At 69.1% G+C, this 15,232-nt stretch carries 12 protein-coding genes and 1 pseudogene; 8 read left to right on the forward strand and 5 right to left on the reverse strand.

The window, feature by feature from the left end:
* The first annotated feature begins 134 nt into the window (after nucleotides 1-134).
* The 3 genes from ABEA24_RS31300 (at nucleotide 135) to ABEA24_RS31310 (ending at nucleotide 5,241) form a co-directional block, all read left to right on the forward strand.
* Entirely contained in the window at nucleotides 135-2,261 is a 2,127-nt protein-coding gene (locus ABEA24_RS31300; protein ID WP_345434949.1) for a glycoside hydrolase family 36 protein, read from the forward strand.
* Between the two features lie 131 nt (nucleotides 2,262-2,392).
* A complete protein-coding gene (locus tag ABEA24_RS31305; protein WP_345434951.1) occupies nucleotides 2,393-3,676 on the forward strand; it encodes an ABC transporter substrate-binding protein in 1,284 nt (427 codons plus the stop codon).
* Between the two features lie 479 nt (nucleotides 3,677-4,155).
* Entirely contained in the window at nucleotides 4,156-5,241 is a 1,086-nt protein-coding gene (locus ABEA24_RS31310; RefSeq protein WP_345434953.1) for an SGNH/GDSL hydrolase family protein, read from the forward strand.
* Nucleotides 5,242-5,486: 245 nt separating this feature from the next.
* Here ABEA24_RS31310 and ABEA24_RS31315 read toward each other — a convergent pair whose 3' ends face one another.
* The gene (locus ABEA24_RS31315; RefSeq protein ID WP_345434955.1) at nucleotides 5,487-5,708 is read right to left on the reverse strand and encodes a hypothetical protein; all 222 of its coding nucleotides are present in this window, start codon (nucleotides 5,706-5,708) and stop codon (nucleotides 5,487-5,489) included.
* 135 nt (nucleotides 5,709-5,843) lie between these two features.
* Between ABEA24_RS31315 and ABEA24_RS31320 the strand changes: the two genes are divergently transcribed.
* Together ABEA24_RS31320 and ABEA24_RS31325 are read left to right on the forward strand one after the other, a co-directional pair.
* Nucleotides 5,844-7,157, forward strand: a complete 1,314-nt coding sequence (locus ABEA24_RS31320) for a sensor histidine kinase (RefSeq protein ID WP_345434957.1) — start codon at nucleotides 5,844-5,846, stop codon at nucleotides 7,155-7,157.
* Nucleotides 7,142-7,819, forward strand: coding sequence for a response regulator (locus ABEA24_RS31325; protein ID WP_345434959.1), 678 nt, complete (start codon nucleotides 7,142-7,144; stop codon nucleotides 7,817-7,819). Before ABEA24_RS31320 ends, ABEA24_RS31325 begins: the two co-directional genes overlap by 16 nt.
* 104 nt (nucleotides 7,820-7,923) lie before the next feature.
* Here ABEA24_RS31325 and ABEA24_RS31330 read toward each other — a convergent pair whose 3' ends face one another.
* Nucleotides 7,924-8,463 carry a GNAT family N-acetyltransferase gene (locus tag ABEA24_RS31330; RefSeq protein ID WP_345434961.1) on the reverse strand — a complete coding sequence of 180 codons (540 nt, stop codon included), beginning with the start codon at nucleotides 8,461-8,463 and terminating at the stop codon, nucleotides 7,924-7,926.
* Between the two features lie 3 nt (nucleotides 8,464-8,466).
* The gene (locus ABEA24_RS31335; protein ID WP_345434963.1) at nucleotides 8,467-10,125 is read right to left on the reverse strand and encodes an NsdA family TPR-like regulatory protein; all 1,659 of its coding nucleotides are present in this window, start codon (nucleotides 10,123-10,125) and stop codon (nucleotides 8,467-8,469) included.
* A gap of 301 nt (nucleotides 10,126-10,426) precedes the next feature.
* Between ABEA24_RS31335 and ABEA24_RS31340 the strand changes: the two genes are divergently transcribed.
* From ABEA24_RS31340 to ABEA24_RS31350, 3 genes and pseudogenes are all read left to right on the forward strand, one after another.
* Nucleotides 10,427-10,717, forward strand: coding sequence for a hypothetical protein (locus ABEA24_RS31340; protein WP_345434965.1), 291 nt, complete (start codon nucleotides 10,427-10,429; stop codon nucleotides 10,715-10,717).
* Nucleotides 10,718-10,884: 167 nt separating this feature from the next.
* On the forward strand, nucleotides 10,885-11,922 hold the full coding sequence (locus tag ABEA24_RS31345) for a mechanosensitive ion channel family protein (RefSeq protein WP_345434967.1): 1,038 nt from the start codon (nucleotides 10,885-10,887) through the stop codon (nucleotides 11,920-11,922).
* A gap of 12 nt (nucleotides 11,923-11,934) precedes the next feature.
* Nucleotides 11,935-12,312, forward strand: a pseudogene (locus tag ABEA24_RS31350) (globin); the annotation flags it as partial.
* Nucleotides 12,313-12,366: 54 nt separating this feature from the next.
* On the opposite strand, the gene ABEA24_RS31355 reads toward ABEA24_RS31350, so the two are convergent.
* Nucleotides 12,367-13,566: an MFS transporter gene (locus tag ABEA24_RS31355; protein WP_345434969.1), complete on the reverse strand. Its 1,200-nt coding sequence runs from the start codon at nucleotides 13,564-13,566 to the stop codon at nucleotides 12,367-12,369.
* A 127-nt stretch (nucleotides 13,567-13,693) separates the two neighbouring features.
* Nucleotides 13,694-15,097, reverse strand: coding sequence for a S28 family serine protease (locus ABEA24_RS31360; RefSeq protein ID WP_345434971.1), 1,404 nt, complete (start codon nucleotides 15,095-15,097; stop codon nucleotides 13,694-13,696).
* Between the last annotated feature and the right edge of the window lie 135 nt (nucleotides 15,098-15,232).

A 15,232-nucleotide genomic window follows, 5' to 3' on the forward strand; every position in this document is an offset into this window, starting at 1 on the left:
ATTCGCCATGGGCGTTATGAAAGCGTTATCACGACATCATTGCTGGTCGGTTACGGTAACCGCCTGATAAACGTTTTCACTCAGGCGACTCATTCGGTGTCGGCGGTCGGCCCGACCCCGGCCGGAAGGACGTCATGACGAGCAAGCTCATCCGATGGTCTCCCGGCAGCCTGCGGCTGGTCCTGGAGGTGCCGGAGGACGCACCGGTACGGCTGGCCGCCCTGCGCGGCGCGGCGGACGGCCCCGACGTCGATCCTCCGGTCCGCCGGCAGCCCCTCGTTGAACTGTTGGTCCTGGGCGAAGGGCGGGCCCTGTCGAACACCCGGTTCAGCGACACTGCGGTCGGCTCGCGGCTGCGGTACGCCGGCTCGGAAGAGCGGGCCGACGGCCCGTGGCGGGAGCTGCGCGTACGGCAGCGTGACACGGTGACCGGGCTGGAAGCGGTCTCGGTCTTCCGCAGCAGGGCTGGGATGTCCGCTGTGCGGACCTGGACGGAGGTCGGCAACCACGGAACCGAGCCGCGGATCCTGCAGATGGTCTCGTCCTTCGCCTCAGGCGCATTGCTCGAGGCGGGCGAGGACCCGGCCGACCTGGCCCTCATGCGGGCGCGCGCGGACTGGTGTGCCGAGGGCAGGTGGGCGACCATCCCCCTACACGGGCGCGACGGACTGGCCGACATCAACAGTGAACTGCACGACCATGACGGACGGGGTGCGCTGATCACGGTCAGCCGGAGCACCTGGTCTTCGGGCGAGTACCTGCCGACCGGTGTGCTGGTCAATCAGCGGACCGGACGGGCGTGGGCCTGGCAGATCGAGCACAATGGGGCGTGGCGGTGGGAGGTGGACAGCCGGCGCAGTGACGCGAACGCCTTCGCGCTCATCCTGTCCGGACCCAACGACGGCGACCACCAGTGGAGCACCCGCCTGTCGCCCGGTGCCCGGTTCACGACCGTACCCGTCTCGGTTTCCGTGTCCGACCAGGGATACCAGGGGGCGCTGGCCGCCCTGACGGCGCAGCGACGCGCCATACGCCGGCCCCATCCGGCCGACGCGGCGCTGCCGGTCATCTTCAACGACTACATGAACACCCTGATGGGCGATCCGACGAGTGCTCGTCTGCGGCCGCTAATCGATGCCGCCGCGAGCGCCGGCGCGGAGTACTTCTGCATCGACGCGGGGTGGTACGACGACAGCGGCCAGTGGTGGGACAGCGTGGGGGCGTGGCAGCCGTCGACCACACGGTTTCCCGATGGCGGGCTGCGCGCTGTGCTGGCGCACATCCGGCGGGGCGGGATGCGTCCCGGGCTGTGGCTGGAGCCGGAGGTGATCGGGGTACGCAGCCCGATCGCGGCGAAACTGCCGGACGAGGCGTTTCTGAGCCGCAGCGGGCAGCGCGTCGTCGAGCACGGCCGGTACCTGCTCGACCTGCGCCATCCCGCGGCCCGCGCTCACCTGGACGCTACAGTCGACCGCCTCGTGGGCGACTACGGCGTCGCGTACTTCAAACTCGACTACAACGTCACGCCCGGCGCGGGAACCGACCACGCGGCGTTGCAACCCGGCGAGGGGCTGCTCGCGCACAACCGGGCGCATCTCCGATGGCTCGACGCACTTCTCGACCGGCACCCCGATGTGATCTTCGAGAACTGCGCGGCCGGCGCGATGCGGGCCGACTACGCGATGCTGTCCCGCCTGCAACTGCAGTCCACGTCCGACCAGCAGGACCTCCGGCTCTACGCGGCGATCGCGGCGGCCGCACCCGCCGCGATCGCGCCAGAACAGGCCGGCAACTGGGCCTACCCGCAACCGGGCATGCCGGACGAGACCATCGCCTTCACGATGATCAACGGACTGGTGGGCCGGCTCTACCTGTCCGGCCGCCTCGATCATATGAACCCGCACGAGCGCGACCTCGTGCAGCACGCGGTGGCGGTCTACAAGCGGATCCGCGATGAACTCGCCGCCGCCGAGCCCTTCTGGCCCTCGGGGTTGCCCGGGTGGTCAGACGAGGTCATCTCGCTGGGCTTGCGTACCGGCGGCACCCGCCGCCTGGCGATCTGGTGGCGTGGCGGTGAACCCGCCGACATCCACCTGGATCTGCCGCAGTTGAGGGATTGTCAGCTGTCCATCCATCCGGAGTATCCGACGACCATGGCCGACTGGCGGCCTCGATGGGATGCCCGTACCGGGCGGCTCACCGTGACGCCGGCCGCTCCGGGGCCGTCCGCGCGCCTGCTGCGCCTGGAAACCGCAACCTGACCGCCGTGACCGCCGACGCTCACGGCACATCGGGGGACCGCACCTTTCCACACAGCCGCCTTCTGCCGGCTCTCGCGCATCCTGCGCCGTTGAAGCACTCCGACGAGACTCGCCCCCTGAAGGAGAACCGAATGTTCGAACCGACGAAGGCCCTCTCGGCGCTGGCCGTGGGGATGCTCGCCCTTACCGCCGCGTGCGGCGGCGGATCCGGATCCTCGTCCAAGGTGCTCAAGTTGTGGCACTTCGAGAGTGCGGACAGCGCGATGGGCGTCGCCTGGAACCAGGCGATCAAGGAGTTCGAAAGCAGCCACCCGGGCGTCAAGGTGAAGTTCGAGGAGAAGGGCTTCGAGCAGATCCAGAAGACCGCGCCGATGCTTCTCAACTCCAAGGACGCGCCGGACATCCTGGAGTACAGCAAGGGCAATGCGACGGCCGGTCTGGTCGCCAAGCAGGGCCTGCTCACCGACATGACGTCGGAGGTGAGCAAGCGCGGCTGGGACAAGCTGCTCGGCCCGAACCTGGCCGAGACCGCCAAGTACGACGCCAAGGGTGTGATGGGCGGCGATCGCTGGTACGGCGTCCCGAACTACGCCGAGTACGAAAGGGTCTACTACAACAAGGCGATGTTCGCCAAGTACGGCATCAAGGTGCCGACGACGTTCGACGAGTTCACCGCCGCGATGGACACCTTCGTCAAGAAGGGGCTCACGCCGCTGGCCAACGCCGGCCAGGAGTACCCGGCGCAGCAGTACCTCTACCAGCTCGCGCTGACCAAGGCCGACAGGACATGGGTGGACAAATACCAGCGCTACACCGGCAAAGTGGACTTCCAGGACGCCGCGTGGACGTACGGGGCGACGACGTTCGCCGACTGGGTGAAGAAGGGCTACATCAGCAAGGCCTCCTCGGGCGTCAAGGCCGAGGACGCCGGCACCGCCTTCATGTCCGGCAAGTATCCGATGTTCTTCTCCGGCACCTGGTGGTACGGCCGGTTCGAGAAGGAGATCAAGAACTTCCAGTGGGACAGCTTCCTGTGGCCCGGAACCAATCTGACCACCGGATCCAGCGGCAACATGTGGGTGATCCCGAAGAACACCAAGAACAAGAACCTCGCCTATGACTTCATCGACATCACGATGAAGAAGGGCATCCAGAACCTACTCGCCAACAACGGCGGCGTTCCGGTCGCGGCCGACACCAGCGGCGTCACCGACCCGCTGAACAAGAAGCTGATCAGCGACTTCCAGACGCTGGCCACCGGCAACAGGCTCAGCTTCTACCCGGACTGGCCGGTCCCCGGCTTCTACGACGTGCTCGTGACCGACACCCAAAAGCTGATCAACGGCTCGGCCAGCCCGCAGAGCGTGCTGAGCAGCATCGGCTCCTCCTACAACCAGGGCCGCTCCAACAACTGACCCGGACCGCGGGGGCGGTCCCCGGTTACTACAACTGCGTGGATAACACCGTGCCGGGCTATCGCAAATATTTACTCAACCGAATACGCCCTGTTGCGCGTTCGCCTCCACCTGCATCGCCCCCGGCTCGGGCATGACACTGCGGCAGCCCGTACCGGGCGGCCGCCGCCGGGCAGCGGCCCGGCACGGGACCAGCATTGCCTGGACCTCTCCTGGCTTCCCCGCACAGCCCGGTTTCATCGTCGCCGAGTGACACCGGCCAGTGCATTTCTGCGCCTCAATGAAAGGAAAGGAATATGAAGTTCCCTACCCCTCGCCCGCGGCGCCTTTGGCTGCCGATAGCCGGGGCGCTCCTGCTAATTAGTGGCATTGCGGTGCCGCCCGGCGTCGCGTCCGCCGACCCGCGTCAGCAGCTCCAGCACACGCCGGGCCCGGGCGCGGCTCGGTGGGTTGCCACGTGGGGCGCCAGCCCACAGGACATGGGCAACAACAACTACACCGGGACAATCCGTAACATCGTGTTCGCCGCGGTCGGCGGCCACTCCGTCCGCGTCCGCCTCACGAACACGTTCGGCAACCAGCCACTGAAAATCGGCGACGCATACATCGGCGTTTCCGGCGCTGATGGCAACATCCACGGCCCTAACGTGCCGCTGACCTTTGCCGGTTCGCGGACGACCACGATCCCCCAGGGCGCTGAAGCCCTCAGCGACCCAGTCAGCCTGACCGTCCCCGCGCTGACGGACCTCGCAGTTAGCGTCTACGTACCGCAAGCCACCGAGCGGACCGGGCACAGCGACTCACGGGAGACCTCGTACATCACACAGGGAACCGATCATGCCGGAGATACCACCACGGCGGCATACGCCCCGACCTCGTCGTGGTTGTTCGTGGACAGCGTTGACGTGATGGCCGGCCCGCCGAACCAGGGCACGGTGGTCGCACTTGGCGACTCCATCACCGACGGCGCCGCGTCCACGGTCAACGCGAACAAGCGGTGGCCCAACGATCTGGCGCGCCGGCTGAACGCTCGTAAGGGCGTCACCTTGAGCGTGGCCGACGAGGGCATCAGCGGAAACCAGGTTCTGCAGGACACGAGCTCCTATGGCGTCTCAGCATTGAACCGGTTCGACCGGGACGTAGTGGACCGGACCGGCGCAAAGGACGTCATCCTGCTCGAAGGAATCAACGACATAGGCGCCGCAGACGCCCAGGCCAACCAGCTGATCGCGGCCTATCAGCAACTCATCGCCCGGGCGCACGCAGCCCACTTGAAGATCTTTGGCGGCACCCTCACCCCGTTCAAGGGAGATTGGGAGATCGCGACGGGCTACTGGTCACCCGAAAAAGAACAGACACGCGAGACAGTGAATAACTGGATCCTCCATAGCGGAGCCTTCGACGGTGTCATCGACTTCGCCAAGGCGACCGCCGATCCAAGCAACCCGCAGCTGCTCAACCCCGCCTACGACAGCAACGACCACCTGCACCCTAACGACGCTGGGTACCAGGCAATGGCCGACACCATTAACCTGCCCATGCTCTTGCGACCCGTAACTGGCTAGGGCGAGGTCACTGAGGTTGGCCTCGATGTTTCGTGAGTTCGGCGGGGCCGCGTAGCGGCCCCGCCACAGGCTGATGTTGGCCAGCACGACTCCGATCACCAGCCGCGGTTGCCGCCGCTGCGCGACCAGAGCCAGGCGAGCAGGACCTCCTGGAAGACGAAGGACACCGTCCAGACGGCAACGCCGACGGCGAGGTGGCCGAAGCGGATGTAGCCGACGAACGCCAGCGGGTAATGCCAGACCGCTCAGATCAGACCCGTGAGGCCCGCGTCGGCGAACCCCTCCCGCGTCACCCGGCGTCGTACGATCACCGCGGCGATCGCGGGGGTGAAGCCCATCGGGAGCTGCACGAGCGGATTCACGAGGGACAGTCCCAGCGCGAGCCGGGCGGTGAACAGATACGCCCACGTGACACCGAACGCGATCAGCAGGAACGCCGCCACTCCCCTCCGGTGTGCCGTGACCACGTAACGAGCCTTCCGTCGATCGATCATTTCCGTGGCCACGGAACCACCCGGCCCGTGCCCCGGACATCACGGCGGGCCACCGGATCCAGGTAGGGCCAGACCCCATCAGTGCCGAGGCGCAGTTACCGTACGTCCGTGTCCCCTGCGCCCCGCACCGCGTTCGAGGCGATGCTCCGGCGTCGTTTCCTGATCGGCGGCTGGCCGTGGCGATGCCTGGCGTACCTGCTGACGGCGACCCTGCCGTTGACCGCCGCCGCCGTGCCGGTGGGCGTGCTCGTCCTGCCGTGGGTGGTCGCGGTGCGGCGGGTGGCGGACGCCCATCCGGCGCCGCTCGCGGTCGCGCTGTTCGCCCTCCTCGGCGTGGTGCTCGTCGCCGGCGCCGGCCCGCTGGTCGCCGTTCCGCTGGCCGAGCTGGAACGCCGCCGGCTGCGCCTCGTGGACGTCCGGCCCGTGGCGTCCGGGCACCGTACGGTCCGCGGCCCGTGGTCGTGGCTGCGGACCCGGTACGCCGAGGCGGCGACCTGGCGCGAGCTGGGCTACCTCTGCCTGTTCATCGCGGTCGCCCCGGTGTTGTCCCTGGCTCTGCTGCTGTTCGCGCTGGTGGTCGGCGCGTTCCTCGTCAGTCCGCTGCTGGCGCGCGACGGCACCGTGGCGCTCGGGTTCACCAGCGTCGACGGCCCGTGGCAGGCCCTCCCGTACGCGCTCGCGGGTCTGGTGCTGCTCCCCGCCGTCCCGTACGTGCTCGCGGTGGTCGCCGGCGCCCACGCGGCCGTGGCGCGTTCGCTGCTGCGGCATGGGCCCGACGAGCGGCTGCGCGCCGAGCTCGTCGAGGTGTCGCGGTCGCGCGCCCGGCTGGTCGACGCGTTCGAGGCGGAGCGGCGGCGCATCGAACGCGATCTGCACGACGGCGCGCAGCAGCGTCTCCTGAGCCTCACCCTGCAGCTCGGCCTGGCCCGCCTGGACGTACCGCCCGATTCCCCCGCCGCCCGGAGCGTGGCCGATGCCCACGAAGAGGCCAAACGGCTGATGACGGAGCTGCGGGAACTGATCCGCGGCATCCATCCGCGGGTGCTCACGGACCGGGGGCTGGCCGCCGCGCTGCGCGAGATCGCGGACCGGTCTCCCATCCCGGTGACGGTGGACGCCGAGCTGCCGGACCGCCTGCCGGCTCATGTCGAGGGGACCGCCTATTTCGTTGTCTCGGAGGCGCTCACCAACGTCGCCAAGCACAGCGGCGCTTCGGAGGCGGTCGTCACCGTACGCCGGGAGGCCGGCCTGCTCACCGTGGAGATCCGCGACAACGGAGACGGCGGAGCCGACCCGAACGCGGGGACCGGGCTCACGGGCCTGGCGGACCGGGTGGCCGTGATCGACGGCAGAATGCTCCTGTCGAGCCCGGTGGGCGGGCCGACCGTCGTTCAGGTGGAGCTTCCATGCAACCAGCGGTAGCGATCCGGGTGGTCCTCGCCGAGGACGGCGTTCTGCTGCGGGAGGGGCTGGCCGGGCTGCTCGACCGGTTCGGCTTCGAGGTCGTGGCCACGGTCGGCGACGGGGACGCGCTCATGGCCGCCGTGGCCGAGCACCGCCCGGATCTGGTGGTGACCGACATCCGGATGCCTCCCGGGTTCAGCGACGAGGGTCTGCGCGCCGCCGTCGCGCTGCGCCGCGCCGACCCGGGCCTGGCCGTGGTGGCGCTGAGTCAGTACGTCGAGCTCAGCTACGCGTCGGACCTGCTCGACTCGGCGGACGGCCGGAAGGTGGGTTATCTCCTCAAGGACCGGGTGGTCGACGTCGAGGAGTTCGTCGGCGCGCTGCGACGGGTGACGGACGGCGGGACCGTGGTCGATCCGCAGGTCGTGCGCCAGTTGCTGCGCCGGCAGCGCGATCCGCTGTCGCGGCTGTCGGCGCGCGAGCGGGAGGTGCTCGGTCTCATCGCCGAGGGCCACTCGAACACCGCCATCGCCCGGATCCTCGTCGTCTCCGAGGCGACCGTCGGCAAGCACGTCGGCAGCATCCTCACCAAGCTCGACCTGCCCCCGGCGGAGGACACGCACCGCAGAGTCCTGGCGGTGCTCGCCTACCTACGGAGTGGCACAAGCGCGGCCGGATGACGACGTCGGACGGGCGAGATCCGCGCCCCCGCCCCGGCGTACGCGTCGTGCGAGCACTGTGACGTGAGCGACGGCGGACAGGCACCGCCGCCGCTCACGGCCCCCTATCCCAGATGTTTCTCGAAAAAGACGGTGACGGTCTCTCCCGTCGCCTCGCGCGCGACCTCCTGCCAGCCGAACGAGCGGTACAGGGCGATCGCGACCCGTTGCTTGACGGTGGTGTCGGCCCGGAGCACGCGGTAGCCGAGCTCGGCGGCGCGTTGTTCCAGGACGGTGACGAGCGCCGCGCCGTACCCGCGGCCCTGCAGGTCGGGATGGACACGGAGGCGGACCATCTCGGCGGTCAGGTCGTCGACGTGCCGGAGCCCGCCGAGTGCCACGATCTGTCCGCGCACCTCCCCGACGAGGAACTCGCCGCGGTTGCGGAGATAGACCTCCTCGATGTTGTGGAAGTCGTCGTCGTAGTACACGCCGTCGCCGGGGCGCAGTCCCACCTGGAACAGGCATTCCTGGTGGAGGGCGAACACCGCCCGATGGTCGCGGGGGGTGTAGCGCCGGATGCGGAGGCCCGCGAACTCCCAGGCGGGAGGCTCGGGGTAGAGCCTTCGCGGCCGCGCCGAGACGATGACCGGTGGACGGCCCACCGGTCAGACCTGCTTCCTGGTGATCCCGGCCGTGGCCGGTCCGGCGAGCGCGTCCCGGAACTCGCGGGCCGCCCGGATGTCGCCGTACTGCGCGACCACGGCGCTGGCGAGCTGGCGGGCACGGTGGATCACGATGTCGGTACGGTGCGCCGCGGACACCCCGAGGATGGTCTCCTTCGCGGTGCGCAACGCCTCTTCGGGCTCTCCTTCCTGCAGCCGGCACGACGCCCGGTCGAGCCAGATCAGAGTGCGGTCCAGCTCTTCGCTGGCGGGGTAGAGGGTCAGCGCCTTCCGGAGGGTCTCCTCGGCGTTCCCGTGGTCACCGAGGTTGGTGTAGGTGTCGCCCATGTGGAAGGCGAGCTGACGTTCGGTGTAGCCGAAGGCGGTGTCCTTGACCTGGTCCTTTCCCAGCTGGGAGAAGACCGCCTGGCCGCGGGCGAGCGCGCGTTTCGCACTCGGCACCGCCTCGCCCCGCCCTCGCTTGACGAGCATGCCGAGGGCGCGTGCCTCGACGATGGGCGCCATCGCACCGGCCACGCTGGGTGCGCGACCGGCCAGGTCCTGCGCCCGGCGCGCCAGGTGCAGGGCCTCGCGCGGGTCGCCGTAGTACATCGGTACCAGGGACTCGCGCACGCTGACCCAGGCGCGCATCGCACGGTCGCCGGTCTCGTCGGCGGCCGTGCGGGCGGTCCGGAAGAAGGAGCGGGAGAGGCGGTGATCACCGAGGTCGATCATGATGACGCCGGCCATGCCGGACAGTTGCGCCGCGATGCGGCACAGCCTCTCCTGGAGCTCGATCGGCTGCCGTTGCTCGCACATGCGACGGACCTCGCTGAAGTCCAGCAGGACGTCGCAGAGCAGCCGCAGCGGCGGCGTCGACATGTACTGCTGCCCGTATCCCTGTACTGTCTCCTCCCACTGGTCGAGCATGGTCGGCGACACGGTCGCGTTGACGAGCGTGTCGTCCATCCGGCGGCGGATGCCGTCCACCGCCCCCAGGATCTGACCGTCGAGCACCACGCCTGCCCCGGCCAGAAGTTGCAGGAGAGTTCGACGAAGCACTATGTCCTCCTCGTCTCCGTCCTTGCCGCCCGGGTCCTCGGCGCGGTAATGGACCCGGGAGATGCGCGGACCGGAGGTCCGTTCGAATTTGGACGCCCACTCACTGCTGTCCGTGACGACGGCCTGCGGCCTGATCACACTGTCGGGCTCGCGGGCCGTCGCGTCCTGACCACCGGCCCGTGGGCGATCGTGCAGGCGGCCGCAGACGCACGGCCCTTGAAAGCCGAGGTCTGGGGGTTCGACGCGGTAGACGCTGCACAGGTAGTGCAGATATTCGGGGCCCGGGCGCTTATAGCCGCTCTCGTACGCCGACAGCAGCGTCTCGCCGAGCTTGGGACGAATCTTTCCCTCCAGCTCGTAAAGCGCTCTGACCTGCGCGACGACATCGGACAGCGCGATGCCGTGCGCGAGTCGCTGGGCTTTGATCTGACTCGTTCCGAAGATCGGCCCGCATTGATCGTGAATTTCCCTCGCAATGTCGGGTGGCGCATGACCCTGCGCCAGCCCGCGGGCGCGGATACGACGTGCAGTATCAGCTTCTTTGCGAGGTGGATCCTTTTTGCGGGGATCTGTGACTTCCGTTCTTGGGGGATCTGTCACTCCCGGCCTCCTTGGGGGGAAAGGTCCGACCGGATAACTCATGGCCACGGAGATGAAATCTCGCGTACGCAGCGTAACTCCGGCATCGCGATACGCCAACCGAATCAGTCAGAAACGCAAGCGATACGGTCTCTCTCCCCATACCGGAGCAGAAAAAGATCCAACATCAGTGGAAAAACTTCTACCCATGTGGACAGAAGATGGTCTCCGGCGTCTTCGAGCGGCCCTTGACCGCCTCTGGAGGGCTTGCGATTCTCGCACCGCGTAGCGACGCGAGTTCATCTGGTGAGGGAGGCACACGGTGTTCGACGAACGTCGACTGGGTTATCTCGAGGGTCTGGTCCGTGAGTTAGGCGAACGCGGCCTGGTGGCACGCGTGGTCCGCAGCCGCTCCGGCCCGGCGTTCTGCAGGGTCGTCAACCCCGACGCGGCGAGCCTGTCCGAGAACGTCATGTGCGCGCCGGCGCCCGGCGCTCTCGACCACCGGTCCTGGTTCTTCTGGTGGTCCTGGGGCGAGCCGATGCACGAGGTCGACGACCCGTGCGGCGCGGCGGTGAAGGTGGCCCGTGTCCTAGAGGCGCACGGCGCCTAGCGAGTCCCCCCGCGGAGCCTGTTGCCAGTGGCGCGGACTGACCGGCTCCGCGGGGCCCGTTCACCGGGATCGCACGAGGGACGTCCCGCCGTCGCCTACCATCCATCGGGTAGGTTCGCCGGTCCAACGTGGTCGCCCAGCACGGGCACCGCTCGGGAGGATGTCTCGTGTTCGCGCGTCATGCGATGACGGCCGTGCCGTTCCTCAGCGACACTGGCCCACCCGCCGGCGCCTGCACGGAGAAGATCACCAATCCGCCTGCGCCCAGCACGGGTTGCCGGTGGACGTGGCAGATCACGCACAACGAGCACGTCGCCAACTGGTACCACCAGTGGCTCGACGGGACGAGCCCGATCACCTGGACGCTCAAGCTCATCCTCACGATCGCGATCGCGCTCGTCCTGCGCAGGCTCACGCACAAGCTGATCACCAAGGTCACCGTGCGGATGGCCGAGGGCACGATGTCCGAGCGGCTCCGCGAGAAGACCCGCACGATCTTCGACGGCAGCCCCGTGCTGGTCAGCGAGCGGCGTCGGCAGCGGGCCGAGACGATGGGGTCGGTGCTGCGGAGCATCTCCTCGATGATCATTCTCGGCGCCGCGGCCCTCACCGTGCTCGGTTACCTCGGGCTCGACCTCACGCCGTTCCTGGCCAGCGCCAGCATCATCGGCGTCGCGGTCGCCTTCGGCGCCCAGAACCTCGTGAAGGACTTCCTCACGGGCATGTTCATGCTGCTGGAGGACCAGTACGGCGTCGGAGACGTCATCGACGTCGGCGGCGCCAAGGGCACGGTGGAGGCGGTCACGCTGCGAACGACCCGCCTGCGCGACGTCAACGGCGTCGTCTGGTACGTCCCGAACGGGGAGATCAAACGGGTCGGCAACGAGTCGCAGAACTGGGCCCGCGTGGTCCTCGACGTCCCCGTCGAGTACGACGTCGACCTCGACAAGGTCCGCACGATCCTGACGGAGACCGCGTCGGCGCTGGCGGCCGAGCCGCCGTGGGACGAGATCATCCTGGAGGACCCGACGGTCTGGGGCGTCCAGGCGCTCTCCGGGGAGGCGATCGTCGTCCGCGTCGTCTGTAAGACGGCGCCGGGCAAGCAGGCCGACACTGCGCGGGAGCTGCGCGAACGCGTCAAGAAGGCCTTCGACACGGCCGGCGTCGCCGTCGCGACGTTCAAGGAGGACACCTCGGCCGCATAGGCTGGGCACGCCATGACACAAGAGGTCACTTTCTACGAAGCGGTCGGCGGCGAGGAGACCTTCCGCCGCCTGGTGCACAGGTTCTACGCGGGGGTGGCCGCCGACCCCCTGCTGCGTCCGCTCTACCCCGAAGAGGATCTGGGACCGGCCGAGGAGCGTCTCCGGCTGTTCCTGATCCAGTACTGGGGCGGTCCGCACACGTACGGCGAGCGGCGCGGCCATCCGCGGCTGCGCATGCGGCACGTGCCGTTCCGGATCGGCGAGGCCGAGCGCGACGCCTGGCTCGGCCACATGCGCAACGCCGTCGAGGAGCTCGAGCTGCCCGAGCCCCTGGAGACCATGCTCTGGGACTACCTCGTCATGGCGGCGAACAGCCTGATCAACACCCCCGGCTGAGTCGGCTCCGCGCGGGTCGGCTCCGCGCGTGGGTCGGCTCCGCGTCGGTCAGCTCCGCGCGCGGGTCGGCTCCGGTGTCGCCGAACGGCCCGGTGCGCGTTCGGACCGTACCGGGATCAGCAGGGCCGCGACGACGGGGAACGCGACCGCGACGGCGAAGGCCGTCCCGTAGTCAGATCCGCCGACGAGAGAGCCGAGCACGGGCGGGGTCGCCGCCGCGAGCAGGTTCTGCCCGGTGTTCTGGATCCCGAGCGCCCGGCCGGCCCAGGCGCGCCCGGCGTACTCCGCGACGGCGGTGTAGGCCAGCCCGTTGGTGGTCACCGTGATCACCGCCGCGACGACGAGTACGGCGGAGGCGCCGCCCCAGCCCGTCAGCGCGCCCGCCGTGAGGGCGAGCATGACGACGCCGATCCCCAGCGCCAGGAGGCGCATCGGCCGCAGGCGGCTGCCCGCGCGATCCGACCAGTGCCCGACGGCCAGTCGCGCCGCGGCGCCGCCGACCTGCGCGGCCGCCAGCAGCCGGCCGGCGGTCGCGGCGTCCCAGCCCTGCGTGTCCACCAGGTAGACGAGGGCGAACGCCGACACCGCGAACTGCGGCACCACGAGCAGCGCGCTCGCCGCGTGGATCCGCCACAGGACCGGCGTACCGTACGGGGAGCGCCCGCCGTGCGGTTCATGCCCTCCCGTACGGGCGGGGTCGCGGACGACAACCGCCACCAGCAGCGCGGCGGCGAGACAGCAGCCGGCGAGGAAGACCAGTCCGCCCGCGAGTCCGGCGCCCGCCGCGAGCGGTGGCAGGGCGAGCGCCGCGAGGCCGACGCCCAGCGGCTGCCCGGTCTGGCGTACGCCCATGGCCAGGCCTCGCTCGTGGGCCGCGAACCAGCCGAGGATGAGCCGGCCGCTGGCGGCGTGGATGGACGCGCCGCCGGCTCCGGCGACGAAGAAGCACGCTCCGAGCGCGACGAGGTGGTGGACGGCGGCGGTGGCGGCCAGCAGCGCTCCGCCGGCCACGGTCAGGCCGGTGGCGAGGACGATCCGCTCGCCCCAACGGTCCGCGGCCACGCCCCACAGGGCGAGGGAGACGAGGAGCCCTGCCACCGGGCAGGAGATCAGCGTCGCGGCCTGGCTCAGGGAGATCCCGCCGTCCGCCCGGAGGGCGGGGATGAGGTACGGCAGGCCGTACTGGTAGGCGCACCCGGCGACCATGGCGAACAACCCGACAATGAGGACCGACCATCGTCTGCTCATATTCTGATATTAGCGTCTTAGAATATGAGACAGGCGGTGGCATACGAAGGCCCCGTCGCCGGGCTGGATCGGCGACGGGGCCTTCGGCGTCACCCTGGCGCGGGCGCTCGGAGCGACGGGTGGTTCGTTACAGCGGCGGGCGCTGGGCGAGCATCGGGTCCTCGGCGACCTGCGGGACCGAGAGGGTCCTCGCCTGCGCCGGCGACACACCGGCCCAGCGGAGCAGGTCGGCGGTGGCCCGCGCGCGCTGCGCGTCGGGCAGCTTGGCGAGCAGGCGGCCGCTGTGGTTCATGCCCGGCGCGACGTACACGGCCGAGTCGCGGCTGCCCGGGCCGACCCGGAACGGCTCGGCGCCCCAGGGGTCGTTCTGGCCGTAGATGAACATCATGTGGGTCGCGCGGGTGCGGACCCAGTGGTCGATGTCCTTCATCGCCGACGGGTCGAACCGCATCGGGATGTCGCTCGGCACGTACGTCCGCGGCTGGTAGGTGCTCTCGTAGCGCAGCAGCGGGTGCAGGTGCTTGAACTGCGGCGACGGCCAGCCGAGCTGGGTGCCCGCCTGGTAGTAGTACGGGATGTACGGCTCGAGGCCCTGGTCGGTGTAGGTCAGCGCGCCGGAGATCGTGTCGAAGTAGGAGTAGATGGCGTCGGTCGAGGCGGTCGTCGCCGGGATGTCCTTGCACTCCGACTGCAGGTGGTACTGCCAGAAGGCCCACTCGAAGTCCATCACCGAGTTCTCGAAGGCCCGGTCGACGGTCTTGATGATCTTCCAGGTGTAGCCGGCCTTCTCGGCGTCGGCGCTCATGCGCGCCAGGATCTCCGGGCGGCGCTTGAGCAGTTCGCGCTGCAGGCTCTCCAGGTTCGTCCGGCACTTCGGGTCGGTGCCGACGTTCTTGAAGAACCGGTCGTACGCGCTGTCGTCCTTGTTGTTGACGTCATTGGGGGCGACGTAGGCGACGGTGCCGTCGACGTCCGAGGGGTAGAAACGCTTGTGGTAAGTCGCGGTCATACCGCCCTTACTCGCCCCGGTCGAGATCCACTTGCCGTGGTAGATGGCCTTGAGCGCCGTGATCAGCCGGTGCTCGTCGGTGGCCGCCTGCCAGATCGTGTCCTTCTTCCACACGGCCGGCTCGGGCCGCGACGGCGTGAAGAAGCGGTACTCCACCGAGATCTGGTTGCCGCCCACGAGCCCCGTCGGCTCCGACAGGAACATCGTCTCCGGCGTGTTGTAGCCGCTGGTGTAGAGGACCATCGGCAGGTCGGCGGACTTGTGCTCCAGCAGCACGCGCTGCTCGAACCAGCCGCGTTCCGGGTGCCGGTGGTCGACCGGCTGGCGATAGTTGAGCCAGAACCAGCGGTACCCCGACAGAGTGGAGGGCTTCTCCTCCACCGTCATTCCGGGAATCGCCTTGAGCTTGGCCAGGACGTCGTCGTCCGCCGCTCGTACGGGCGCCGCGTGCGCGGTGCCGCCGACACCGCCCAGCCCGGCCGCGAGCAGCAGTGCCAGCATTCCTCGAGAGAGGTTGCGCATTCCTACCCCTTTTGTGTCGGATCGCGAGAATGCAACCGCGACAGTAGGGGCCAAAGAGGTCGGAAATCCCGAGCTACGCAGGCTTCGTTACGGAACTGTCGCCGCCCGGCCGAACGTCACGGACGGCAACGACCG

This window comes from Actinoallomurus vinaceus (genome assembly GCF_039542055.1).
Lineage (GTDB): Bacteria > Actinomycetota > Actinomycetes > Streptosporangiales > Streptosporangiaceae > Actinoallomurus > Actinoallomurus vinaceus.

What these genes read in the sequence shown, in the direction of transcription:
- ABEA24_RS31300 (WP_345434949.1), top strand. Translation starts at nt 135, where the DNA reads ATGACGAGCAAGCTCATCCGATGGTCTCCCGGCAGCCTGCGGCTGGTC.
- ABEA24_RS31305 (WP_345434951.1), top strand. Translation starts at nt 2,393, where the DNA reads ATGTTCGAACCGACGAAGGCCCTCTCGGCGCTGGCCGTGGGGATGCTC.
- ABEA24_RS31310 (WP_345434953.1), top strand. Translation starts at nt 4,156, where the DNA reads ATGGGCAACAACAACTACACCGGGACAATCCGTAACATCGTGTTCGCC.
- ABEA24_RS31325 (WP_345434959.1), top strand. Translation starts at nt 7,142, where the DNA reads ATGCAACCAGCGGTAGCGATCCGGGTGGTCCTCGCCGAGGACGGCGTT.
- ABEA24_RS31355 (WP_345434969.1), bottom strand. Translation starts at nt 13,566, where the DNA reads ATGAGCAGACGATGGTCGGTCCTCATTGTCGGGTTGTTCGCCATGGTC.
- ABEA24_RS31360 (WP_345434971.1), bottom strand. Translation starts at nt 15,097, where the DNA reads ATGCGCAACCTCTCTCGAGGAATGCTGGCACTGCTGCTCGCGGCCGGG.